The sequence below is a fragment of the Anaerofustis stercorihominis DSM 17244 genome, assembly GCF_000154825.1.
Lineage (GTDB): Bacteria > Bacillota > Clostridia > Eubacteriales > Anaerofustaceae > Anaerofustis > Anaerofustis stercorihominis.
This window is the reverse complement of record NZ_DS560015.1, coordinates 47,092-70,913: the sequence shown is the minus strand read 5'-3', so window position 1 is coordinate 70,913 and position 23,822 is coordinate 47,092. Positions and strand designations below refer to the sequence as shown.

The window sequence follows — 23,822 nt, the reverse complement described above, 5'->3', positions numbered from 1 at the left end:
TAAAAATAATTTATAAATTAATGACTTTTTATAAAATCAAGTATATCACTTAATTTATTATTTTTACAGTTTTTATATATTAGCTATAAAATAACTTTTAAAATATAAAATATAAGTACAAATATTTAACCTATATTTTATTAATCAAATTATATTTAAATAAAATACAAATAATAAAAAAGACAGCATAAAGCTGTCATTTTAATCTTCGTAAATATCAAATTTTTCAAGCCCTTCAAACTGCATATTATAATATTTTGCATACAGACCGTTCTTAGCTATCAAATCCTTATGATTACCTCTCTCGGTAGTCCTTCCGTTTACTATTACTATGATTTCATCAGCATTTTTTATAGTACTTAATCTATGTGCAATAACTATAGTAGTCCTATCCTTTGATAATTTTTCAAGAGATAACTGAATATGTCTTTCGCTTTCATTATCAAGTGCGGAAGTCGCTTCATCAAGTATTAGTATCTCGGGATTTTTAAGGAATACTCTGGCAATGGAGATCCTTTGCTTTTGTCCTCCGGAAAGTCTTGTTCCTCTCTCCCCTACGTAAGTATCATATCCGTCTTCGAGTTCCATTATAAAATCATGGATATTTGCATTTTTAGCGGCTTCAATTATTTCTTCATCGGTAGCTCCCGGTTTACCGTAAGCGATATTATCCTTTATACTCCCGCCGAACATATATACATCCTGCTGAACGACACCGATAGAGTTTCTAAGGGATTTAAGAGTTACGTCTTTTATGTTTTGTCCGTCTATTAATATATCGCCTTTATCCACATCATAAAATCTCGGTATCAAAGAACATAAAGTCGTTTTCCCTCCGCCTGAAGGTCCGACCAAAGCAACTGTTTTACCCTTTTTGATATGAATATTAATATTACTGAGGACTTTACTCCCCTCTTCATAAGAAAATGAAACATTATTAAAATCAATATTTCCGCCTACGTTTTTAAGCTCGTCTGCCTCATTTTTATCAACAATATCCGGATTTAATTCTATAACATCCAAGAAACGCTTAAATCCCGCATATCCCTTTTGGAACTGCTCGGTAAAATTAATAAGGACTTCTACGGGAGTAATAAATATACCTATATATAGAGCATAAACTGCAAGGTCAGCAACATTCATTTTTCCGTAAGCTACAAAAAGCCCTCCGCATACTATTATCGCCAGGTACAAAAGCCCTTTGAAGAACGATGTACCTGCATGATATTTACCCATCATCTTGTACTGAGCAGTCTTTGAATTTAAAAACATCCTATTGCTGTAATCAAATTTTTCATGTTCTATATCTTCGTTAGCAAACGATTTTACTACCCTTATCCCCGACAAACTATCCTGCACCGCAGAGTTCACCCCCGCAATTTTCTTTCTGTTATCGGTAAAGGTAGCCTGCATTTTCCTGTTTAAAATCAAACAGAAAACAAGCATTGCTATGGTTATAACAACTAATATCATCGTTAGAGGAACGCTTATGAACGCCAGGAATATAAACGAACCTACGATTTTAAATGTGGAAATAAATATATTCTCCGGACCGTGATGTGCAAGCTCGGAAATATCGAATAGGTCGGAAACAAGTTTCGACATCATATCCCCTGTATTATTTTGGTCATAATAAGAAAATGAAAGTCTCTGATACTGGTCAAATAGGTCCTGACGCATATTGCTTTCCATATTTGCACCCATAATGTGTCCCCATGAAGTGATAAAATACTCACAGTAAGTCCTTATTATATACATAACAAACATCAGTATTGCCACTATACCTATATACTTAACTATAACGCTTGTACCCTTCGTAAAAAGACCGTTGGTCAAATATTTTAGTATCTGAGGAAAAGCCAAATCAACTATCGAAACTATAATCGCACAAAACATATCGAAGTAAAATAACTTTTTATATGGTTTATAATAATTTATAAATTTTTTAAATATCGACATTTTGTCCTCCTTTCTTGTTAGTCTTAAGTAATAAATCTACATCATTATACATTAATTCACTTTTATTATCAATCAAGTATAAACGTAAACTCAAATAAAAAAATAAAAGCACCGTCGGTACTTTTATTATAAGCAAGTTCATAAGCCGAGTTCTGTTTTAATGATCATCTATCTAGACTTATTGTTGCCAATAAGTTCAAGCGACCTACCACGAACCGTCAGCGGGCAGCCGACCGGCAAAAGCCTAGTTCTTTTTTGGTCTTGCTCCTAGTGGGGTTTACACGTCTAGATAGTTACCTACCTAACTGTGAGCTCTTACCTCACCCTTTCACCCTTACCCTTACGGGCGGTTTCCTTTCTGTTGCACTTTCCTTTAGGTTACCCTAACCGGCCGTTAGCCGGCACTATTGCCCTATGGAGCTCGGACTTTCCTCTTTATATAAAGCGATCAAACGACTTGCTTTTCGGCTAATTATATCATCTTTAAATACTTTTTTCAACAAAATATTACATTGTTAAAATACTGTCATCAGCCTCTACGACCTTTAAAATATTTTCTTCATCACCTGTTTTTGCGTTTATATAAATAATAAATGTTTCTTTATCTTTTGTTCCTTTAAATTCGTAACATAACTTTTCGCTGTTCGTTTCCGTTGGTATCAGAGCAAGTCTTTCTTTTGTTATTTTAAAGTCTTTACTAACTTTATTTCTTGCATTTTTTAATTTTAATATTTTTTTATCTATATTTCTTGTTTTATGGTTTGTATAGTAATTTGTAGCTTCCATACCCACTACTTTTTTATTTACCAAACTTATTTTAACTTTTACCAAATCGGGATAACAAGTAACCCCGTCTTGATTATAAGCATAATTTACGGTAACTACATTTGAATCCGTTTCATAGTAGTTTTCTTCCATGTTTTTAATTCCCATATTTTCAAGATGCTTTTTACCTATGGATATAGCCTCTTTGATATCAATGGTTCTGTTTGAATTTTCGGCCGCAAGGTAGTTACTGTTGACGGTGATTATTTTTCCACCGCTCTTACTTACATAAACATAATAAGAAGTATTATTTAAATTATACTTATAAACATAACATTCGATATTACTGTTATCAAAAGAATCATAACTTACTTCGGCTTTACCGCCTATATATTTTCTTACAGTTTCAAGCCCTTCTTCTTTGGTAATATCTTTACTTCCTACTTTTATCTTTTCATCAGTCTTTATAGAATCCGAGAAAGGTCCGTCGAATATCAGTGTAGGATATTCATTGATCTCTTCATTGGTAGCTTTGAAGCTGTTATCTATTTTTGTACTTGTATCGGCCATGAATACATTACTGTTTTCCACCCAGTTATATCCGTCTTTACTGTATCTTATTTCATTATTCATCTCATCTAATCTTTTGAATATTTTATCGCTTGCGGTATATATATTCTTGATATCAGCTTTATTTTTGGATGTTATTTTTTTATTTGCTGTTATCAAAGAATAATAATAATTTGTAGTCTTATTTAAAAATTTGCTGGCTTCAACCACTGCAGAATGGTTTATGGGAAGTGAGTTGATATTTTCATTTATTGATAGATTTAATCCATACAAATTGACTAATTCTTTTTTTATAAACTTATCATCATTACTTACAGAAAGCTTGGATAGTCTGGAATTCATCTGTTCAAAGCTTTCTAAAAGCGAAGACAGGCTCTTTTCATAATTGTTGGTAACAGCAGTCTCCAAACTTCCGCTTGCTTTAGTCCCGGTATAAGAAAATACGCCTAAAGTAACGACAACTACAAGTAAAAATCCGATTAATATATTTTTCTTCATTCCTTCACCTACTTACAAAATACATGATTACCTATCGTTCTGATAATAGGTCTCGTTCTTATCCATTTATTGGTTGCGGTCTTGGGATTATAATAATAAATCGCTCCGCCCGACGGATCCCAGCCGTTCATCGCATCTTTCGCTGCTTTTACACAAGAAGCATTCGGCGATAGATTTACTTGTCCGTCTGCAACGGCATCAAAGGCACCGTTTTGATAAACAACACCGCTTACACTGTTTGGAAAAGACGATGACTTAACACGATTTAATATAACTGCGGCAACGGCGACCTGACCTTCATAAGGTTCTCCTCTGGCTTCACCGTTAACAGCTCTCGCAATCAAATTTACATCATTAGAATTAGTGGATGACGAAGACGAACCTGCGGAAGTACTTCCCGAAGATGAAAGTAAATTATATAATCCCATCTTTTCTAAAGTACTCTTTCCTGCTTTGCCGTCTTGTGTAAGTCCGTTTTTCCTTTGAAAATACTTAACGGCTTTTTCCGTTGCGGCACCGAACTTCCCGTCCACGCTTCCGTCATAATATCCCCATCTTTTTAATTTCTCCTGTACAGGTTTGACGTGTGCAGCAGGCGAACCGTAATAAACATAGTTCGCAGCATAAATATTGACTAAAATAATACTTGCACTGAAAACCGCACATACCAAAAATAAAATAATCTTACTTTTCTTTTTCATATTTTCTCCTTACTCAGCATAATTTTGTAAAACTGTATATAATTTATCTTTTCCTTCGACAACAATACCCTCTTTTATTTCTTTAATGGTATCACTGTCAAGAAGTTCTAGAGGTGTCTCCGTTACTTCCAGCAGTTTCTCTTTACCGTCATTATCATATTCATACACAGCTATGAATTCATCTCCGTTATCCTTAAGAGCGGTAATCTTATAATATCCCTTTGGATAAGAATCTATATCTTTTATAAGAACCACGTTATCTGCAGAAAAACTTTCGATTGTATAACTTTCATATTCCGCTCCGAATGCTTCTTCTCCGAGTCCGACTTTATCCGAGTCTATCATCGAGGTTTCTTCTTTTATACTCTGAGTTTTCGTATAGTACCTCTTAAAAGTAACTTTAGTATTTTCTGTTGTTTTTGCTTCCTGAACGGAACTTTTTACATCGTCGTATTCATTGCTTTTAGTCTCCGCTTTTGGGTCGCTGTCATGCTCCATAGAACAGGCTGCCAATGTAACACTTAACCCTATACACATAACGCATATAAGTATAGGTATATTTTTTTTATTAAAAATCTTCTTTTGCAAATCTTTTAAATTTAAATTATTCATAATCCCATTACTTCCTTTGTGGATATTTGATTATTTCATATTTTAACCATATAGGGAAATTTTATACACATAGATATCTTGAATGAAAAAACCGTATTTTAAATCATTAAATTATTGACTTTATATAGAGAATTAAACAAAAAGAAAAAATTTATCAAATAATTATTTGAAAATAAAAAAGAGCCTTTAATAAGACTCTTTGATTTTATAATATATATTTTAATTATCCTTCGTAATCATCTGGAAATTCAGCATTGTGATAAACATCCTGAACATCATCATTATCTTCAAACATCTCAAGCATTTTTTCAAACTTCTTGATTTGCGCTTCATCTTCAAGCTTTGTATAGTTGCTTGGAACCATTTCAACACTGGCAGAAGCTGTTTTTATTACATTTTCCTCCAATGCATCACATACTTTAGAAAAAGTTTCAGGTGTAGTCGTTATCTCAAATCCATCATCGCTCACATCAAAGTCTTCAGCACCGCTGTCTAAAGCAATCATCATAAGCTCTTCTTCATCTACGTTTCCGTCATTATCTACGAGTATAGTACCTTTCTTTTCAAACATGAATGAAACGCATCCGCTGGTTCCCAAGTTCCCGCCGTTTTTATCAAAGTAATATCTAACATCTCCGGCAGTTCTGTTTTTATTATCTGTAAGAGCTTCGACTATGACAGCAACACCGCCGATACCATAACCTTCGTAAGTGATTTCTTCGAAGACACTGTTACCAAGTTCTCCCGCACCCTTTTTAATAGCTCTTTCGATGTTATCGTTAGGCATATTGTTAGACTTAGCCTTTGCGATAGCGTCTTTAAGTTTAGCATTCAGATCAGGGTCTGCTCCGCCTTCTCTCGCTGCTACGGCGATAAGTTTCGCCATCTTTGTATATATTTTACCTTTTTGAGCGTCTGTTTTCGCTTTTTTATGTTTAATTGTTGACCATTTTGAATGTCCTGACATATTATCCCTCCGTAAATTTACTGCCATATATTATATCATAAAGTATTATTTTATTCAATAAATTAGGATACAGTTATATCAATTTATAGCATTTTATCAGTAATTTTTTAGTTTCGTTAAACCTTTAAAGAAAATAAATTCCTCTAAATAAGTCAATAACTATTAGTATTATATCATTTTTATCATCTCAACTAAATTTAGGAATACACATCTAAAGATTTCTTAGTTAATTTTCAGTCTGATTTTATTATAATATTATTAGAAATAATTTCCGATATATCATTATATTCTTTTTTAAGTCCAAAATTAAAGACGTAATAATAAATCCTTAATATCAAGATAACTTTTACTTTTTCTAAAAATCATATAATATATTCGATCATTATTCATATTATAAGTTTACACTTTTAACGATTTAGATGTAAATTCCATTATTATATAAGGATTAAAATATTTGGGATTTAAAAATAGTACATTCAAAAAAATCATTATATTTAATTTTGTTTTTCTATATATTTTATATGTTCCAATTAAAAAACAAAAGGAATAAGCTAAGCTTATTCCTTATTATTTAAAATATCAAGTTCAAACCAGAAAGTACTTCCTTCTCCGATTTTACTATTAACTCCGAATTCAGCAGAGTGTCTTAAAAGTATCGTCTTAACAATGGAAAGACCTAACCCGCTTCCGACAATGGACCTCTTATGGGTCTTATCTATCTTATAGTATCTCTGCCAAATATCGGGAAGTTTATCTTCCGCAATACCCTCACCGGTATCGATTATTTCGATCTTTACTTTTCCCTCATTAACTATTTGATTTATAGTTATTAGTTTATCATCACCGGTATAGTTGATTGCATTTGTAAGGAGATTGTATATGACTTGAGATATTTGAAGCTCATCCGCATTTACCATAATATCTTCATCATGATTGAATACAATATTATAATCGGTAAATGTTGAAAATCTTTCTATGATATCTCCGATTTCCTTGGTCAAGCTAAAATCTTTCTTATTCAGTTCAATAGCTCCGGATTCATACTTGGCAAAGTCCAATGTGTCATTGACCAAACTACTTAATCTTTTGGCTTCATCTATAATAGTCTGGATGTTATCTGCTTCAGCCTGTTCCGGATAATCCCTTATCATTTCACTATATCCGATTATCATTGTAAGCGGTGTTCTAAGGTCGTGAGATACATTTGCTATAAGTTCTCTTCTGTATTCTTCATTCTTATCTATTTCAACCGCCGCATAATTTAGAGTATTAACAAGCTGGTTGATTTCTTTATAGCCTCCGTCAAAATCTTCGGGTTCATATTCTCCCTTTGCCAGCTTTTTCGCCTTTTTTGTTACCTTCTCTATAGGAGAAGCAATCTTCTTGGAAATAGCAAAAGCAAGAAGCCCCGCAAGTATAACAAGAAGCAATGTGATCCATATAAGCTGTTCTCTGAGAGTGCTTACCGTTGCATCTATAGGAGAAATATTGGAATCCAGCATCATTACGTAAAAGCTGTCTCCTACATTTACTATCCTGGTATACACTATACTCTCAGGCTTTGAAAAAATAATATTACCAAATCTGTATTCCTTATCATCTCTTCTTAAAGCCGATTTTTCCAAATATTCTCCGCCGTTTTTCATCGCCCTGTTTACATAATAATTTATACCTTCGGCAGATAATCTATGGATAGTACATCTTGGTGTAGTCTTAATAGAAAAAATATTATTTCCTGTGCTGTCCATGATTAAAATACAAAAATCTTTGGACATAGCAATTTGTTCAATATAATCCTCGTTAAAATTTTGAACGATCTTATTTGCTGAGAATTTGATTTCTCTGGTCTTAATCAATTTATAAGAGGTGCCCAAAAATACTATCTGAAACAGCCATAGTAGTATAAGTGCTACGGCTATAAAGATAGCAAAGAATTTAAACATCTCCCATTTAAGACTTAAATCAGTCTTCTTTTTCAAATCTATAACCTACTCCTCTTAGAGTAACGATCCTATTTGAATAAGGACCTAAATTTTTTCTGAGTAGTTTGATATGAGTATCCAATGTTCTGTCATCTCCGTAATAATCATATCCCCAAACTGTTGAAATAATTTTTTCTCTGGATAAGGCTATCCCCTGATTTTCTATTAAAAATGTCAGCAAGTCATATTCTTTTGGAGTTAAACTTACAACCTTACCATCTATTCTTAAAATCCTTGCGGCAAGATCTATATTAATCCCATCGATATTTATTATATTTTCTTTTTCTTTATCCGATTTATTTTGAGTCCTTTTAAGTATTGCCTCTACTCTCATCATAAGCTCTTTAGGAGAAAAAGGTTTTACAACATAATCATCGGCACCTACTTCAAATCCATGTATCCTGTCATATTCTTCTCCTCTTGCGGATAACATAATAACAGGAGTATCTTTAGTCTTTCTTATTTCTCTTACAGCGGAAAATCCGTCTAATTCCGGCATCATAATATCCATGACTATAATATCGAAATCTTCGACCTTACATATTTCAATGGCTTTCATCCCGTCATTGACTTCCACTGTATCATAACCTTCAAAAGTAGCATATTTATTTATAAGTTCTGCAATTTTAGGTTCATCATCAACTATTAATATTCTTGGCATAATTACCTCCTATTTTTATATATTATACCACAAATTTATCCCATATACTAATATTACCGGTGCCTTGGCACCGGTAATATTAGATTACATATTTTTAAAAGAGGGAATTGTTCGTTGTACAAGTACAACTCACTATCCATAAGCATTTTGCTTACAACGTAATATTACCAAAAGTTTGTGTATTTTGTGTGAAACACTTTTGAATTGTTCCTGTTTTATTATACTACTTTTTTTCACTTAATTTGTATTCAACACTACCTTCACTCATACCGTTCGATACAGTTACTTTTATTTTATCTCCGACTTTTAATTTTTTAATCACTGCTTTAAAGTCGCTTGCACTTTCAACTTTAGTCCCGTTTACGGATTTAACGATATAGCCTGATTTTAAACCTGCTTTTTCGGCATTTGAACCTTCAGCTACACTGTAAATATAAACCCCAAGTTCGTTTACACTATATTGTCTTGCAGTATTTTCATCTAAAATATCTATAAGTGTAAGTCCGCTTGTAACTCTTCCTTTTACATATCCATAATCCATTATCTGTTCAATTACATTTTTAGCAGTATCGATAGGAATTGCAAAACCGATACCCTCTACATTATTTCCCGCAGCTTTCGCATTTACAACCCCAACTAACAATCCGTTCTTATCGAATAGTCCTCCACCTGAGTTTCCTGCATTAATAGAAGCATTTGTTTGAATAAGATTCATCGTTTCGTTTTCAATTGTTACTTCCCTGCTAAGTGCAGAAACGATACCATTTGTTACTGTACCGGAAAGCTCACCCAAAGGATTACCTATTGCAACAATTTCATCGCCTACTTCAAGTGTTGATGATTTTCCGAAAGAAGCACTCTTAAGACCTTTGGCTTCGATCTTTATTACAGCTATATCTGTTTCGCTGTCAACACCTACGAGTTTTGCGGTGTAGCTTTTTTCATCGGCAGTCTTAACGGTTATCTTATCTGCTCCGTCAACAACGTGATTATTTGTAACTATATATCCGTCTGTCGTAACTATAACGCCGCTTCCTGCCGATTTGGAAGTTGAACTTCCGCTATCGTATAAAGGATTTATTTGAGCCTGACTTTGGCTTTCACACTCTATGGAAACAACGCTGTTTTTAACGGATTTAACTACATTTGAAACATTCATATTCCCGCTTTCCGATGAAGTTGTTGAAGCTACGGGGATACTTGTGGATGTAACTCCATCGGCTTTATTGGATCCTAAAAATTTATTTGCCGCAAATCCTCCTACAAAGCCGAGCACTGTGGAAGTTATCATCATAGCCGCTACTATCAAAGCAAAAATCGCGGTCCTTCTCTTTTTATCTGATTTATTTACATTATCTATATTATTATCCATTATTATGTCCTCCTCGTTTCTTTAAATAAAGTATATGCTTGATATGTGAAAAACCTATGAAGGAGGTATGAATTGGCATTAAACCTTTATGAACTAATTTTTGAAAAGTAAACAATAAAAAAGCTTAAAAATCTTCACTGTATTATCACATAAAAAAAGAACAAATAAAAATTTGTCCTTTTTTTCATTTTTAAGATATATAAAAATCCATTATCAACATAACTATAAATCCAACGAGCAGAGAATAAGTAGCATATTTTTCAAATCCATGAGAATGTGTTTCCGGTATCATTTCATCACTGATTATATAAAGCATTGTTCCGCCAGCAAATGCAAGCAAAAACGGAAGAACCGTACCTGATATATCGGCAAGGAAATAGCCTATAAAAGTTCCAACAACTTCTATGACTCCCGTCAAAGATGCAATAACAAGCGTTCTTTTTTTACTAACACCACTTAATAACATCGGAGATATTATGACCATACCCTCGGGTATATTTTGAAGAGCTATACCAATAGCAACTATCATCGCACTGCTTATATTATCACTTCCGAAACCAACTCCCGCAGCCATTCCTTCGGGAAGATTATGAATGGCAATGGCAAGCACGAATAACATTACTTTATTTATCTTTGCATTCGAACTATGTTTTTCTCTGTCCATTCCGGTGAGCCTATGCAGATGAGGTGTTATTTTATCTGCAAAATCCAAAAATAATGCGCCGATAAGAATCCCGAGTACACTTATCCATATGCCATGTTTTCCGCCGCTTTCTATAGAAGGAATAATAAGTCCTATCATACTTGCCGCAAGCATTATCCCTGCGGCAAAACCGAGAACGACATCACTGAATTTATGTGAAATAACTTTAAATAAAAATCCTATTAAAGCTCCGACTACTGTCGCACCGCCGACACCAATAGCGGTTATAATGACAAGGTTCATAATATCTCCCTAAAAAAATATTTAGTTATGCGTGAGGTATGTTTGTGAATTCAGAGATTTCTCTGTTTATGGTACATAAATCATCTACGTTCATATCATGAATATCATCATGTCCCGTTATCCTTGAAAAAGTCTTTATTTCTTCCAAAGAACAGTTTAAGAAATTAGCAACTCTCTTGCTGCTTTTATCTATTTTAAGTCTTTTTCTAAGCTCAGGGTCTTGGGTAGCAATACCGAGAGGACAATTTCCGCTTCCGCATATCCTATACTGCTGACATGCAGCAGCCATTAATCCCGCAGAAGCAATGGCAACCGCATCCGCACCCATTGCAATAGCTTTTGCAAAATCGGATGATACTCTAAGTCCTCCGGTAATGACAAGCTCCATATCGGACTTAACGCTGTCAAGATATTTTCTTGCCCTATATAAAGCATAGACAGTAGGAACACTTGTAGAATCTCTTATTATTCTGGGACTTGCGCCTGTTGCACCGCCTCTTCCGTCAATAGTGACAAAATCTGCTCCCGCATAAACTATGTACTCCAAATCTCTTTCAATTCTTCCCGCTGCAATTTTTATACCTATAGGTCTTCCGTCAGACCTTTCTCTAAGTTCATCAACAAGATTTTTCAAATCTTCTTTTGTGTTTATCCCTTCAAGTTTGGAAGGGCTTATTATATCTTTACCGAGAGGTTTGTTTCTTACCTTGGCAATTTCTGGAGTTACTTTTCCTCCCGGAAGATGACCTCCCATTCCGGGTTTTGTTCCCTGTCCTATTTTTATTTCGATCGCATCTGCATTTTTTAAATTTTCATCGGTCACACTATATTTATTTGGAACATATTCAAAAATATACTTATTTGCCGCTTCCATTTCTTCTTTTAAAATCCCGCCTTCGCCGGAACACATCGCACTTCCCGCCATTGCACTTCCTTTGGAAAGAGAAACTTTGATTTCCTTTGACAGTGCTCCAAAGGACATATGAGATATATACACAGGATTATTCAAAATCATAGGTCTCTTTGCATTTTTACCTATTACAGTAGTAGTTCTGACAAACGCATGTTCATCCAAAGGCATGGGATTAAGCTGAGCACCCAAAAACAAAATATCATCAAAGCCCGGCATACTCATTTTCGTTCCCATAGCTTCGATAATAGGTTTACCGCTCACTGCCATTTCGTGAATTTGAGTCATATAACGACAAGTTTCGTCAATTCTTCTATAGTCACTTTCGTATTCAAGAGAGTCACTTTTTACATTATCTTGTTTTTTATTTTCTTCTTTTACTTCTTTTTTATTTAACTTTTCTTCGACCTTAACAAATACGCTTGCAGGATGTTTACAAACAGGACATTCCTTTAATTCACTAAAGGGTTTACCTTCTTTTTCTTCATCGTAAATATAACCGCAAACACTGCATTTATAAACCATGATAAGCCTCCTCTATTATTTTTTATCCATATCTTTTTGACAAGTTGGGCAAATACCCTCGAATACAAGATTATGATTTAATATTTTATACCCGCTGTCATTTTCGACTTCTTTATCTATATCATTTAGAAACTCCACTTCCACATTTTTTATATCATTGCATTCTCTGCATTTAATATGATAATGCCCGGTCGTTTTATAATCGTACAAATCGGGCATATCAGGCATTCTAAGACGATTTAAATGCCCTAAAGAGGCTAGATTATTCAACACCCTGAACACGGTTGCTCTGCTTATTGTAGAATGTTTTTCATGAACCTTTTCATATACTTCCTGTGCGGAAGGATGTTCCTTCATAGATTTTAATGTATTAAATATTATTTTTTTCTGAATCGTATTTCTTGTATTTTCCATTATTCTGTACTCCCATTATATTGTAAAACGTTTAAAATAGCAATCATTCTTATTATTAAAAAAAGAGGAAGATCATTTCTTCCTCTTTATGATATTATATTAAAGTGTTTTATTCAATTGATTTAGTTGAAATAAATCATAGTATTTTTAATAATTTAAACAATACTATCATATGAATACTTATTTATATTTGTTATTTTATTTTACTAAAATATATTTTTTAACGGTGTATAAAGACATAAAATACATACTGCATAATTTATAACATATCAGAGAATGAAAAAATAAATATAAACACCTTAAAATTAATCAACTTTATTTAAAGGCAATATTATTAATTGTAAATATAATATTAAAAACGAAAAACAAGACCTACATATAAAAATCTGTAACCATTCAGTTCATATCATTTAAATTTCAAATATTTATATCCTCTGATTTTTTACTGACTTCAATTATCTCATCAAACAAAAATATAAAATCAAGAAACATATACTTATAAACTATCTAAGGGCTTATAATAAAGTCAAATCCCCATTTACGGAAAAATTTGCATCGTTTAGTTTATACAACTTATAACCTTATATATTTTAAATTTTTTATTTTGCTCTCCTAAAACAAGAAAACAGACTGATTATCAGAACAGTCTGTTTTCATTTAATTATTTTTTATCTTGTATACCCGCACAATGTCCGCAGTGACTGCAGTCATTTCCGCAGCCGATACTGCTTCCGTTCTTATGACTCTTAAACAACGATTTTACAGCAACATATCCAAACGCTAAAAGTATCAATGTTATTATTATAGTTGCTATATTATTTATAATAAAGTTAAGCATTTAAAAGCGCCTCTTTTCCGGATAAATCATATTTTTCTTTGTATGGTCTGACAAGGAGATAAATAAAACCAATCACAACCAAGAAAGCTACTGCGGTAAGTATCGTAAATCCATGACCAGTCACGAACATACCTATTTGATATATTGATAAAGATGTACAGTAAGCAAGCAAACATTGATAAGCGACAGCAAATAATGTCCATTTTCCGTTACCGAACTCTCTGTGCATTGCACCTATTGCGGCAAAGCAAGGAGCTGATAATAGATTGAATGCTAAGAATGCATATGCTGCAAGTGGTGTAAATGCAGCGGCAACATTAGCCCAAATTTCCGCTCCGTCCTCTGCTACTTCGGCAAATCCGTATAGTATACCGAAAGTACCAACGACATTTTCTTTTGCAATCAAACCCGTTACTGTAGCAACTGCAGCTTTCCAGTCTCCAAATCCGAGAGGAGCAAATAAAGGAGCTATCAAACTTCCGATGGATTTAAGTAAACTGTTGTCCATTTCGACCATACCGAACGATCCGTTTTCAAAGCCGAAACTTTGAAGGAACCAAATAAGTGCACAAGCAAGGAAAATGATCGTTCCTGCTTTTTTAACGAAAGATTTAGCTCTGTCCCACATATGGATAAGTACACTTTTTGCACCCGGTATATGATATGCGGGAAGTTCCATTACAAACGGAGCCGGGTCGCCCGCAAAACGTCTCGTCTTTTTAAGGATGATACCTGAACATACTATTGCGGCAATACCAAGGAAATAAGCCGAAGGACCTACCCAAGTCGCTCCCGGGAATAATGCCCCTGCAATCAAAGCGATGATAGGAAGTTTTGCAGAACAAGGTACGAAAGTAGTAGTCATTATGGTAATTTTTCTGTCTCTTTCGTTTTCAATGGTCCTGCTTGCCATAACTCCGGGAACTCCGCAGCCTGTTCCGATAAGCATAGGAATGAAAGATTTTCCCGAAAGCCCGAACTTTCTAAATATCCTATCCATAATAAATGCTACACGAGCCATATATCCGCAGTCTTCCAAAATTGCCAGACATAGGAACAATACCAACATTTGAGGAAGGAAACCGAGTACTGCCCCTACTCCGGCTACTATACCGTCAAGTATCAGCGATTGTAGCCACTCCGCAGCTCCTACACTGACAAGGAAACTGCCTATTACGCCGGGGATACCGTTTTCTCCGAACAGTACATCATTTACCCAGTCAGTTGCGGCTGTACCTATTGTTGAAATAGAAATGTAGTAAACCAAATACATAACTATCGCAAATATAGGAATAGCTAAAATCCTGTTTGTAACTATCCTGTCGATTTTATCAGAGGTACTCATGAGAGATTTATTTCTCTTTTTGAAACAACTGTCGATTATGCTTGTGATATATGTATATCTTTCGTTTGTTATGATGCTTTCACTGTCATCATCAAATTCTTTTTCGGATTTTTCTATAATTGTTTCAATACTCTTTTTATCTTCTCTATTTAAAGAAATCTTTTCTAAAACTTTTTCATCTCTTTCGTAAAGCTTTATGCTGTACCAATGAAGTAAATCTTCTTTTACTTTACCCTTTATAATTTCTTCGATTTCAATCAATGATTTCTCTACTTTTGAATCAAAAGTATGTTTAATATCTATCTTTTTCTTTTCACAGCTAACTTTTTTAGCCTCTGAAATAAGATTTTTTGTTCCTTCTCCTTTTAGAGCCGAAATCTCAACAACTTTACATCCTATTTGTTCTTCAAGCTTTTTAGTATTTATTATTTCGCCCTTTTTCTTGATGATATCCATCATATTAAGAGCAATAATAACTGGAATACCAAGTTCAACAAGCTGTGTTGTCAAATACAAGTTTCTTTCCAAATTTGTAGCATCAACGATATTTATTATTGCGTCAGGCTTTTCATTTAGTAAAAAATTTCTTGATACAACTTCCTCAAGAGTATACGGAGAAAGAGAATATATACCCGGCAAATCCACCAAATGAATTTCCCTATCTCCTTTAACTCTGCCTTCTTTTTTTTCTACCGTTACACCCGGCCAGTTGCCTACATATTGGCTGGCTCCGGTCAAATCATTAAATAACGTGGTTTTCCCCGAGTTAGGGTTCCCTGCAAGTGCTAATTTTATCATAACCTAATTTCTCCTTAATCGATATTGTTAGTCATAGCTAACCAATAGCTTGAAAATTAACAGAGATTGACTCTGCTTAAATAACCTTATTCTACTTCTATCATCTTAGCATCAGCTTTTCTGAGACTAAGTTCATAACCTCTTACCTTAACTTCTATAGGATCTCCCAAAGGAGCTACTTTTCTAATAAAGATTTCACTGCCTTTTGTAATTCCCATATCCATCATTCTTCTTTTTACCGCACCCTCACCGTGCAGCTTTTTTACTTTAACGGTAGAACCGCATTTTGAAGTATTTAATGCTTGCATATTAAATTTCCTTTCTTACGTATAAATTATAAATAAATATAAAGACGTCTAAACCAATCAACAATGTCTGGTTTAAATATATAATAAAAGCATTTTTATTAAAAAGCATTTATTAACAGAATCAACATGTTTGTAACAATTAAATTATCACAAACTTTAAAACAAATTTATTAAAAAATTACCATAACTATATTCAATGATTAATTTTATATCCTAATTTAATTATATTAAAAGAGTTTAACATTAACTCTATGCAAAAGACTGACAATCATACAGCTTACGAGGTTCTTAATCCCAGTACATACTCGTGAAGTCTTCGACTTCCCTCATAGGGACTGTCGCCCTATAAAACCGCAAACATTTGTATTTTTGTAAACTGGTTTAAAAATTAACGATTTATTTCGCATTATTTACTCGCAGTGCCTATTCGTGAAGTCTTTGACTTCCCTCATAGGGGCTGTCGCCCTATAAATCTAAAAATATTTACAATAATGTATACAAGTTTACATTATCTAATATTTTTATCTTTGCACTGCTCGTAGCAGGCTATATCATTACCCTTGCGGCCATCTCTTTGCTTATCGCAACTCTGGAATCTTTAACATTAACAATGATATTACCGTTATTTTTAGATACTACCATAACTTTTCCGCCGACAACAAAACCCAACTTTTCAAGAAAATTCTTAGTTTCATCTTTACCTTTTATCCTTTTGATGTAACTTTCTTCTCCGACACCGGCCATAACTAAAGGCATACCGCCACCTCTTTCATTACTCATTGTTAGTCACTCCTAACTTATACATATAAGTTAGCACTAACTAACGTAATTGTCAAGTATTTTTCATGAAAAAAGGAATTTTTTTACATTCATGATTTATTTTATAAATACAGCACTCATTGATTTTATTTTAAAGCTGTGGTATATTAAATAAAACTTAAAAAAGATAGTTTTCGAGGTAATAAAATGAAAATTTCTACAAAAGGAAGATATGCCCTAAGGCTTATGATAGATTTAGCTAAAAATTATGACGGTAAATATATAACATTAAAAGAAGTTTCCAAAAGACAGGATATATCCATTAAATATTTAGAGCAAATAACAACTCAATTATGTAAAGTAGGATATTTAAACAGTGTAAGAGGTCCAAAAGGCGGATATAAACTAGCAAAGGAACCCAGAGAATATACTGCCGGTGATATATTAAGAGTAACGGAAGGAAGCCTTGCCCCCATTGCTTGTTTAGAAGCGGAAGAAAACGCATGCACAAGGAGCGGCTCGTGTGCAACGCTGCCTTTTTGGAAAGGACTTTATAATGTAATTGAAAATTACGTCAATAATGTAACTTTGGAAGATTTGCTTGACGATGAAAAAGATACGATAGACTATATAATATAATTTACTTTAAGTGGAAATAGATAATATTTCCACTTTTTTTATTTTTTTCTTGACATTTATTAAATTTAATATTATAGTTATTTCATACTATTCATATAGGAAATATATAAAATATTAAAAGAGAGGTCAAAACTATGTTCATTATCAGAAAACGACAAAAAGAAAATTATCATAACGGACGAATGTATATGTGTTGTATCTATATAAATAAAACACAATAATTCGAAAGAAAGGATAATCAATAAAATGAACGATAGGAATTATAAATTTGAAACGTTACAATTACACGTAGGTCAAGAAGAAGCGGATCCGACAACAGGAGCAAGGGCTGTTCCTATATATCAAACAACATCTTATGTTTTTGATAATTCACAGCATGCAAAAGATAGGTTTGGTTTAAAAGACACAGGAAATATCTACGGTAGACTCACTAATCCAACGCAGGATGTCTTTGAAAAAAGAGTTGCCGCACTTGAAGGCGGAAAAGCGGGACTTGCAACTGCTTCTGGAGCAGCCGCAATAACTTATGCGGTACTTAACATAACAAGAGCCGGAGATCATATAGTAAGTTCATCGGAAATTTACGGCGGTTCATACAATCTTTTTGCTCATACATTAAAAGATTATGGAATTGAAACAACTTTTTTATCCGGAGCTGATCCCGATAACTTTAAAAAAGCAATAAAAGAAAATACTAAAGCTATATTTATAGAAACTCTCGGAAATCCAAATTCTACCATTATTGATATAGAAACAATAGCAAATATTGCTCATGAGAATGATATACCATTAATCGTGGATAATACATTCGCCACTCCTTATTTATTTAGACCTATAAAATACGGAGCGGACATCATAGTCCATTCTGCAACTAAGTTTATAGGAGGACACGGAACAAGCCTGGGTGGTGTAATAGTGGACAGCGGAAATTTTGACTGGAAGAAATCAGGTAAATTTCCTATGCTAACAGAACCTACCGACAGTTATCACGGAATAAAATTCAGTGAAGCCGCAAACGAACTTGCATATATTACAAGAATCAGAGCTATACTACTTAGAGATACCGGAGCTTCTTTATCCCCTTTCAACGCTTTTATTCTTTTGCAGGGTTTGGAAACACTATCCCTAAGAGTAGAAAGGCATGTTGAAAATGCATTGAAAGTAGTTGAATTCTTAAAAAATCATCCTAAAGTTGAAAAAGTAAATCATCCGTCATTGAACGGCGGGAAACAAAAAGAATTATATGACAGATACTTTACGAACGGAGCAGGTTCAATATTTACTTTTGAAATAAAAGGAACAGAAAAAGATGCAAAAGAATTTATCGATAGACTCAAAGTATTCTCTTTACTTGCAAATGTAGCTGATGTAAAATCATTAGTGATACATCCCGCTTCGACGACTCATTCACAAATGAACGAGGAAGAACTTTTAAAAAGCGGTATAAAACCAAATACGATACGATTATCTATCGGAACGGAACATATTGACGATATAATTTATGATTTAGAAAATGCCTTTAAAGGAGGAAAATAAAATGGCTATTTATAAACAAATTACTGAACTGGTGGGAAACACCCCGCTAATGGAACTCACTAATTACGAAAAGGAAAATAATTTAGACGCTACAATATTAGCAAAAATAGAATTCTTTAATCCTGCGGGAAGCGTCAAAGACAGGATTGCAAAGGCAATGATTGAAAGTGCGGAGGAAAAAGGGATTTTAAAAGAAGGAAGCACAATAATCGAACCTACCAGCGGAAACACAGGGATAGGACTTGCAAGCATTGCGGCGGCAAAAGGATATAAAGCTATACTTACAATGCCTGAGACAATGAGTATAGAAAGAAGAAAACTTCTAAAAGCTTACGGAGCAGAAATAGTACTTACCGACGGAGCCAAAGGTATGAAAGGTGCTATTGCAAAAGCGGAAGAGCTTCAAAAAGAAATAAAAGACAGCTTCATACCAAGTCAGTTTGAAAACGGAGAAAATCCTAAAATGCACTATAATACCACCGGACCTGAAATATATAAAGATGCCGAGGGTAAAGTTGATTATTTTGTGGCAGGTGTAGGAACAGGAGGAACTCTGTCAGGAGTCGGAAAATATTTGAAAGAAAAAAATCCTGCTGTAAAAATAATTGCAGTTGAACCTACCGCATCTGCGGTGATTTCGGGAGGCAATCCGGGACCTCATAAAATCCAAGGTATAGGAGCGGGATTTATTCCGGGGACTTTAGACACCGATATTTATGATAAAATAATCAAAATAGAAAATGAAGACGCATTTGAAGCTGCGAGAAGAGTAGCTAAAAGCGACGGGATATTGGTAGGTATATCTTCGGGAGCAGCATTAAAAGCAGCTACCATCATCGCACAAAGAGAAGAAAACAAGGATAAAAACATCGTTGTGCTTCTGCCTGATACGGGAGAAAGATATCTTTCCACGGAACTATTCGACTAATAAAAAAGACCTCTCAAGTGAGGTCTTTTTTATATTCCATTAAATATTCATAATGGTTTGTGTCTTCATTGATTTCTTTACTGATGATTTTAAATCCATGTTTAAGATAGAAATTTAAAGCATTGTTATTTTCCTTAAATACGTGAAGTGACAGTTTCTCATATTTGTCTTTTGCAAAACCAATGAGATTACTTCCAATACCTTTTCTTTTGTATTTATCGCTTACAAATAATCCCGCAATATATCCGTTATCAATACCGATAAAGCCAATAACATTTTTATTTTCTTTACAAATATAAACCTCGGCTTTTGGAAGCATTTCTCTTACAATATCATAATTTTTTATAAAATAATCCTTATCAATAAAATCATGAGCATTCAAATTTTCATTAAGCCATATTTTAATAACATCATCAATATATTTATCAGTCAACCTTTGGATCATTATTTACTTCTCCTATATTTGATATATTCTATATCATCATAATTTTCACTTATCATATCTCTTAGAGTTTCAAGCTCCTTAACGTAATCAATATCTTTATCATCTTCCTTATGCTCAAGTTCTTCTATTATCTCTATTGTCATATTTTCAAAGCCAAAGTTTTTGTAATCATTTTGAAGATTTCTATTTCTAAAAGAACCTAACTTTAATTGAAAGTTGACTGAATTTATAGTTCCTTTTAAATCCTCACTTAAACCGAGATAAACCTTATCACTATTTTTAAATGATATTTTATAAACTCCCATATTAGGTTTTGATTTTTTATATTCATCTTTTAATGCTTTTTTTCTATCCATATTCTATATTCTTCCTCTACTTAGTATAAGCTTTTATTGCTTTACTCATAAATTCGGCAGTCCCTTCACCGAATTTATCGATATTATTTCTAAATCTATCATCGCAAACATACATATCTGCAAGTCCGGATAATATTTCATCGGTACAAGGATAAAAATTATCACTTATAAAATTCTGCCAAGTTTTAACCAATTTTTTCACTTCATCTGAATTTACATCTTTATCCTTACTTAAATAAAATAAAGTAAAGATTTCTTCTTGTTTTTTATTAATTTTTTCCCAGTCATCTTTACTGTAAGAATCGGTTCTTTTTTCGCTTTCTTTATAAGCTTCACTGCTTCCCCATCTAGCAATCACTTCTTGTTTATACTCTTTTTTTACTCTTTCAATTTCATTCATATCAAAAGTACTCATATCAATATTCTCTCCCTTCAAAGTATTATCCACTAATTTTATAAGACTGTCAATTTTTTCTTTTTCAAGCAATAATAAGTTTTTATGTTTACTTAAAATTTCTTCTCTCTCATAATCAGTCTTAGATAAAATCAGCTTGATTTCTTTTAGAGGTATCAAAAGCTTTTTATAGAACATTATTTCCTGAAGCTGTTCTAAATCATCTTTGTCATAATATCTGTATCCGGATATTTCATCTGTCTCTCTAGGTCTTAAAAGATCGATCTCATCATAATAATGAAGTGTGCGCACACTTATACCAAATAGTTTTGAAACATCTCCTACTTTTAACTTCATATCCTACCTCCAAGATTAATCTACACCATTACGTTACGTTAGAGTCAAGTACTTTTTTATATAATATAATTTTATAAACTATAATTATATTGTCTATTATTCCATTATATAAAAAAACGAATAAGTTTTAATATTATCTTATCCGTTTTATATAATTTGCCACTAACAATTTTACTTATCATATTTTTTTACAAATCCATGACCGAGAGCATACGGCCCGGTATGAACCCCTGTAGTAGCTCCGATTTGTATTACTTTTATATCTTCAATATTATCTATATTTGAATACTCTTTTAATGAACTGAAAAGCTTCTCTCTGTATTCATATCCCTCTGCTTCATCATAACCATATCCGACAACAAAGGAATAATTATCCGGAGTGTCCCCTATATCTTCAAAATGTTTCTTGGTAACTTTCATAAGCTGTGAGATACTTTTCTTTCTGCTCCTTGCAACACCTCCGGGGAAAATATCTCCGTTTTCCAATACTATAAGAGGCTTCAAGCCTAAAGCTCCTGCCGCAAATCCCGCAAGTCTACCGATACGTCCACCGTGTTTTAGATATTCGACATTACCGACGGTAAAATGAATTCTGCCTGTAGACTTTATTTCTTCCAATTTATTATAAGCTTCTTCAAAACTTAAATTATCATTTCTCATTCTCACCGCTTCCATGACATATACTCCCTGAGCGGCAGTTAAAACAGTTGAGTCTATAACTTTGATTTCAGCATTTTTATATTTATCTTCCAAAAGTGATTTCGCCATACTTGCACTGTTGAACGAACCGCTTATTTTTAAATCTATACATATACAAATAACAGGGATATTTTTCTTGATATATGGCTCCAAAACTTCAATATAATCATTCACACTCGGAAGAGAAGTCTTTGGAAACACATCCGGATTATTGACCATTCTCTTATAAAAGTCTTTTACGCTCATACTGCTTGCCTCTTTTTGAAGTTCTTCTTCACCGAACGAAACATAAAAAGGTACAGTGCTGATACTATTTTCTTCTAAAACTTCTACAGGTAAATCAGAGGCACCGTCACTAACGATTTGAAAGTTCATATTTTCTCCTTTATTAACACAGATTTACAATTACATTAGAACATATTATACTACCAAAAAATTTAAATATCAATGAAAGTGTTATTAATTAAGGGAAATAAAAAAGCCCCAATATTATCGAGACCTTTTAATATTAACTTATTAGGTATTAATCTATTTTTTGTACTCCCACACCTATTAACCCCGGTCCTGTATGAACCGCAAGTGTCGGAGATATTGAACCTATAAATACATTTTCTACATTAGGAAATTCTTTTTTTATACTATTTTCGATTTCTTTCGCTTCATCTTCGGCCTGAACGTTTACTACGGCTACATTATATTTATTGTACTTTTTAGAATAATCTATAGCTTCGCTTAAAGCCTTTTTAAGAGATTTTTTCCTGCCTCTGGCTTTTGATACGACATAATACACTCCGTCTTCATTACAGGACATTACAGGCTTTAAATCAAGAGCCGTACCGACAACAGAAGCAACCAATCCTATTCTTCCGCCTTTTCTAAGGTATTCAAGGGTCTTTACACAAAAATAAACTTTTGTATTTTTTATGGCGTCATCAAGCTTTTCTTTGATTTCTTTAAATGAACAGCCCTGTTCAATAAGCTCTCCAGCCCTAATGGCACTAAATCCGGCTCCTATATCTATATTCTTTGTATCAATTAACATAGTTTCGAGTCTTCCTTCAAAGGACTCGCTTGCAATCCTCATTGCATTGTAAGTTCCGCTCAGACCGCTTGAAATAGTTATAACGATAGCCTTATCGTAACCGTCGCTAATTACTTTTTCAAAAGTTTCCATAATATCATCAATAGACGGAAGTGAAGTTGTAGGAATTTCCTCCTTTAATCTATCACATATTGTATCTATATCGATATCAATCACATCTTTATAACTTTTATTATTATAATTTACTATCAACGGAACGACATACATATTATATTTATCAACATATTTCTTTGGTACATCTGTACCTGAATCCGTAATTATAGCTAATTTTTTCTTTTATATCCTATTTTTATTATTCCCTTACTATTATATTATTTTAATATTATCTAGTATTTAATATTATCTTATATAATGTATAATACTTTGTCAAGAGGTTTTATGAACTATTGACATGATAAAATTTGAATGATATACTTTTCATCAAGGAGAAGTATTG

Annotated in this window: 23 protein-coding genes and 1 other RNA gene; 3 read left to right on the top strand and 21 right to left on the bottom strand. The window is 33.2% G+C overall.

From position 1 onward, the window contains the following. Nucleotides 1-201: 201 nt before the first annotated feature. The 16 genes from ANASTE_RS00350 to ANASTE_RS00285 all read right to left on the bottom strand — a co-directional run bounded on the left by ANASTE_RS00350 (nucleotide 202) and on the right by ANASTE_RS00285 (nucleotide 16,951). A complete protein-coding gene (locus tag ANASTE_RS00350; RefSeq protein WP_007048860.1) occupies nucleotides 202-1,959 on the bottom strand; it encodes an ABC transporter ATP-binding protein in 1,758 nt (585 codons plus the stop codon). A gap of 125 nt (nucleotides 1,960-2,084) precedes the next feature. Next, nucleotides 2,085-2,423, bottom strand: an RNA gene (rnpB, locus tag ANASTE_RS11250) — RNase P RNA component class A. A gap of 43 nt (nucleotides 2,424-2,466) precedes the next feature. After that, complete coding sequence (locus tag ANASTE_RS11120) at nucleotides 2,467-3,792, bottom strand: PepSY1/2 domain-containing protein (RefSeq protein WP_007048858.1); 1,326 nt, start codon at nucleotides 3,790-3,792, stop codon at nucleotides 2,467-2,469. Nucleotides 3,793-3,800: 8 nt separating this feature from the next. After that, complete coding sequence (gene sleB / locus ANASTE_RS00340) at nucleotides 3,801-4,493, bottom strand: spore cortex-lytic enzyme (RefSeq protein WP_007048857.1); 693 nt, start codon at nucleotides 4,491-4,493, stop codon at nucleotides 3,801-3,803. A 9-nt stretch (nucleotides 4,494-4,502) separates the two neighbouring features. Continuing rightward, complete coding sequence (locus ANASTE_RS00335) at nucleotides 4,503-5,105, bottom strand: hypothetical protein (RefSeq protein ID WP_007048856.1); 603 nt, start codon at nucleotides 5,103-5,105, stop codon at nucleotides 4,503-4,505. Nucleotides 5,106-5,328: 223 nt separating this feature from the next. Further along, on the bottom strand, nucleotides 5,329-6,072 hold the full coding sequence (locus tag ANASTE_RS00330; RefSeq protein ID WP_039944541.1) for a YebC/PmpR family DNA-binding transcriptional regulator: 744 nt from the start codon (nucleotides 6,070-6,072) through the stop codon (nucleotides 5,329-5,331). A gap of 557 nt (nucleotides 6,073-6,629) precedes the next feature. After that, nucleotides 6,630-8,051: a sensor histidine kinase gene (locus ANASTE_RS00325; protein ID WP_007048854.1), complete on the bottom strand. Its 1,422-nt coding sequence runs from the start codon at nucleotides 8,049-8,051 to the stop codon at nucleotides 6,630-6,632. Beyond that, nucleotides 8,035-8,715: a response regulator transcription factor gene (locus ANASTE_RS00320; protein WP_007048853.1), complete on the bottom strand. Its 681-nt coding sequence runs from the start codon at nucleotides 8,713-8,715 to the stop codon at nucleotides 8,035-8,037. The genes ANASTE_RS00325 and ANASTE_RS00320 overlap by 17 nt, the downstream gene beginning before the upstream one ends. A 223-nt stretch (nucleotides 8,716-8,938) precedes the next feature. Then, nucleotides 8,939-10,087 (bottom strand): S1C family serine protease, encoded by a 1,149-nt coding sequence (locus tag ANASTE_RS00315; protein ID WP_007048852.1) that lies wholly within the window; start codon nucleotides 10,085-10,087, stop codon nucleotides 8,939-8,941. Between the two features lie 190 nt (nucleotides 10,088-10,277). After that, nucleotides 10,278-11,033: a ZIP family metal transporter gene (locus ANASTE_RS00310; protein ID WP_007048851.1), complete on the bottom strand. Its 756-nt coding sequence runs from the start codon at nucleotides 11,031-11,033 to the stop codon at nucleotides 10,278-10,280. A 25-nt stretch (nucleotides 11,034-11,058) separates the two neighbouring features. Continuing rightward, nucleotides 11,059-12,468, bottom strand: coding sequence for a glutamate synthase-related protein (locus tag ANASTE_RS00305; RefSeq protein ID WP_007048850.1), 1,410 nt, complete (start codon nucleotides 12,466-12,468; stop codon nucleotides 11,059-11,061). 15 nt (nucleotides 12,469-12,483) lie between these two features. Continuing rightward, nucleotides 12,484-12,882: a Fur family transcriptional regulator gene (locus ANASTE_RS00300; protein ID WP_007048849.1), complete on the bottom strand. Its 399-nt coding sequence runs from the start codon at nucleotides 12,880-12,882 to the stop codon at nucleotides 12,484-12,486. A 661-nt stretch (nucleotides 12,883-13,543) separates the two neighbouring features. Further along, nucleotides 13,544-13,720 carry a FeoB-associated Cys-rich membrane protein gene (locus ANASTE_RS11610; protein ID WP_007048848.1) on the bottom strand — a complete coding sequence of 59 codons (177 nt, stop codon included), beginning with the start codon at nucleotides 13,718-13,720 and terminating at the stop codon, nucleotides 13,544-13,546. Beyond that, nucleotides 13,713-15,863, bottom strand: a complete 2,151-nt coding sequence (gene feoB, locus ANASTE_RS00295) for a ferrous iron transport protein B (RefSeq protein ID WP_007048847.1) — start codon at nucleotides 15,861-15,863, stop codon at nucleotides 13,713-13,715. The genes ANASTE_RS11610 and feoB overlap by 8 nt, the downstream gene beginning before the upstream one ends. 86 nt (nucleotides 15,864-15,949) lie before the next feature. Next, nucleotides 15,950-16,171 carry a FeoA family protein gene (locus tag ANASTE_RS00290; protein ID WP_007048846.1) on the bottom strand — a complete coding sequence of 74 codons (222 nt, stop codon included), beginning with the start codon at nucleotides 16,169-16,171 and terminating at the stop codon, nucleotides 15,950-15,952. Nucleotides 16,172-16,717: 546 nt separating this feature from the next. Continuing rightward, nucleotides 16,718-16,951, bottom strand: coding sequence for a FeoA family protein (locus tag ANASTE_RS00285; RefSeq protein ID WP_007048845.1), 234 nt, complete (start codon nucleotides 16,949-16,951; stop codon nucleotides 16,718-16,720). A 186-nt stretch (nucleotides 16,952-17,137) separates the two neighbouring features. Between ANASTE_RS00285 and ANASTE_RS00280 the strand changes: the two genes are divergently transcribed. The 3 genes from ANASTE_RS00280 to cysK all read left to right on the top strand — a co-directional run bounded on the left by ANASTE_RS00280 (nucleotide 17,138) and on the right by cysK (nucleotide 20,033). Then, a complete protein-coding gene (locus ANASTE_RS00280) occupies nucleotides 17,138-17,569 on the top strand; it encodes an RrF2 family transcriptional regulator (protein ID WP_007048844.1) in 432 nt (143 codons plus the stop codon). 246 nt (nucleotides 17,570-17,815) lie between these two features. Further along, entirely contained in the window at nucleotides 17,816-19,105 is a 1,290-nt protein-coding gene (locus ANASTE_RS00275; protein ID WP_007048843.1) for an O-acetylhomoserine aminocarboxypropyltransferase/cysteine synthase family protein, read from the top strand. Between the two features lies 1 nt (nucleotide 19,106). Continuing rightward, complete coding sequence (cysK, locus tag ANASTE_RS00270) at nucleotides 19,107-20,033, top strand: cysteine synthase A (protein ID WP_039944538.1); 927 nt, start codon at nucleotides 19,107-19,109, stop codon at nucleotides 20,031-20,033. 13 nt (nucleotides 20,034-20,046) lie between these two features. Here the strand turns inward: cysK and ANASTE_RS00265 are convergent, their stop codons facing one another. The 5 genes from ANASTE_RS00265 to ANASTE_RS00245 form a co-directional block, all read right to left on the bottom strand. Continuing rightward, on the bottom strand, nucleotides 20,047-20,478 hold the full coding sequence (locus ANASTE_RS00265) for a GNAT family N-acetyltransferase (RefSeq protein ID WP_007048841.1): 432 nt from the start codon (nucleotides 20,476-20,478) through the stop codon (nucleotides 20,047-20,049). Then, nucleotides 20,478-20,834 carry a GIY-YIG nuclease family protein gene (locus tag ANASTE_RS00260; RefSeq protein ID WP_007048840.1) on the bottom strand — a complete coding sequence of 119 codons (357 nt, stop codon included), beginning with the start codon at nucleotides 20,832-20,834 and terminating at the stop codon, nucleotides 20,478-20,480. Before ANASTE_RS00260 ends, ANASTE_RS00265 begins: the two co-directional genes overlap by 1 nt. Nucleotides 20,835-20,850: 16 nt before the next feature. After that, nucleotides 20,851-21,585, bottom strand: coding sequence for a MerR family transcriptional regulator (locus tag ANASTE_RS00255; protein ID WP_007048839.1), 735 nt, complete (start codon nucleotides 21,583-21,585; stop codon nucleotides 20,851-20,853). Nucleotides 21,586-21,756: 171 nt separating this feature from the next. Then, a complete protein-coding gene (locus tag ANASTE_RS00250) occupies nucleotides 21,757-22,659 on the bottom strand; it encodes a DegV family protein (RefSeq protein ID WP_007048838.1) in 903 nt (300 codons plus the stop codon). Nucleotides 22,660-22,807: 148 nt separating this feature from the next. Next, on the bottom strand, nucleotides 22,808-23,644 hold the full coding sequence (locus ANASTE_RS00245; RefSeq protein ID WP_242648096.1) for a DegV family protein: 837 nt from the start codon (nucleotides 23,642-23,644) through the stop codon (nucleotides 22,808-22,810). Between the last annotated feature and the right edge of the window lie 178 nt (nucleotides 23,645-23,822).

What these genes read in the sequence shown, in the direction of transcription:
- ANASTE_RS00310 (WP_007048851.1), bottom strand. Translation starts at nt 11,033, where the DNA reads ATGAACCTTGTCATTATAACCGCTATTGGTGTCGGCGGTGCGACAGTA.
- ANASTE_RS00290 (WP_007048846.1), bottom strand. Translation starts at nt 16,171, where the DNA reads ATGCAAGCATTAAATACTTCAAAATGCGGTTCTACCGTTAAAGTAAAA.
- ANASTE_RS00255 (WP_007048839.1), bottom strand. Translation starts at nt 21,585, where the DNA reads ATGAAGTTAAAAGTAGGAGATGTTTCAAAACTATTTGGTATAAGTGTG.
- ANASTE_RS00265 (WP_007048841.1), bottom strand. Translation starts at nt 20,478, where the DNA reads ATGATCCAAAGGTTGACTGATAAATATATTGATGATGTTATTAAAATA.
- ANASTE_RS00320 (WP_007048853.1), bottom strand. Translation starts at nt 8,715, where the DNA reads ATGCCAAGAATATTAATAGTTGATGATGAACCTAAAATTGCAGAACTT.
- ANASTE_RS00350 (WP_007048860.1), bottom strand. Translation starts at nt 1,959, where the DNA reads ATGTCGATATTTAAAAAATTTATAAATTATTATAAACCATATAAAAAG.
- ANASTE_RS00275 (WP_007048843.1), top strand. Translation starts at nt 17,816, where the DNA reads ATGAACGATAGGAATTATAAATTTGAAACGTTACAATTACACGTAGGT.
- ANASTE_RS00300 (WP_007048849.1), bottom strand. Translation starts at nt 12,882, where the DNA reads ATGGAAAATACAAGAAATACGATTCAGAAAAAAATAATATTTAATACA.
- ANASTE_RS11610 (WP_007048848.1), bottom strand. Translation starts at nt 13,720, where the DNA reads ATGCTTAACTTTATTATAAATAATATAGCAACTATAATAATAACATTG.
- ANASTE_RS00285 (WP_007048845.1), bottom strand. Translation starts at nt 16,951, where the DNA reads ATGAGTAATGAAAGAGGTGGCGGTATGCCTTTAGTTATGGCCGGTGTC.
- ANASTE_RS00260 (WP_007048840.1), bottom strand. Translation starts at nt 20,834, where the DNA reads ATGGATAGAAAAAAAGCATTAAAAGATGAATATAAAAAATCAAAACCT.
- ANASTE_RS00250 (WP_007048838.1), bottom strand. Translation starts at nt 22,659, where the DNA reads ATGAACTTTCAAATCGTTAGTGACGGTGCCTCTGATTTACCTGTAGAA.
- ANASTE_RS00315 (WP_007048852.1), bottom strand. Translation starts at nt 10,087, where the DNA reads ATGGATAATAATATAGATAATGTAAATAAATCAGATAAAAAGAGAAGG.
- cysK (WP_039944538.1), top strand. Translation starts at nt 19,107, where the DNA reads ATGGCTATTTATAAACAAATTACTGAACTGGTGGGAAACACCCCGCTA.
- sleB (WP_007048857.1), bottom strand. Translation starts at nt 4,493, where the DNA reads ATGAAAAAGAAAAGTAAGATTATTTTATTTTTGGTATGTGCGGTTTTC.
- ANASTE_RS00280 (WP_007048844.1), top strand. Translation starts at nt 17,138, where the DNA reads ATGAAAATTTCTACAAAAGGAAGATATGCCCTAAGGCTTATGATAGAT.
- feoB (WP_007048847.1), bottom strand. Translation starts at nt 15,863, where the DNA reads ATGATAAAATTAGCACTTGCAGGGAACCCTAACTCGGGGAAAACCACG.
- ANASTE_RS11120 (WP_007048858.1), bottom strand. Translation starts at nt 3,792, where the DNA reads ATGAAGAAAAATATATTAATCGGATTTTTACTTGTAGTTGTCGTTACT.
- ANASTE_RS00330 (WP_039944541.1), bottom strand. Translation starts at nt 6,072, where the DNA reads ATGTCAGGACATTCAAAATGGTCAACAATTAAACATAAAAAAGCGAAA.
- ANASTE_RS00335 (WP_007048856.1), bottom strand. Translation starts at nt 5,105, where the DNA reads ATGAATAATTTAAATTTAAAAGATTTGCAAAAGAAGATTTTTAATAAA.
- ANASTE_RS00305 (WP_007048850.1), bottom strand. Translation starts at nt 12,468, where the DNA reads ATGGTTTATAAATGCAGTGTTTGCGGTTATATTTACGATGAAGAAAAA.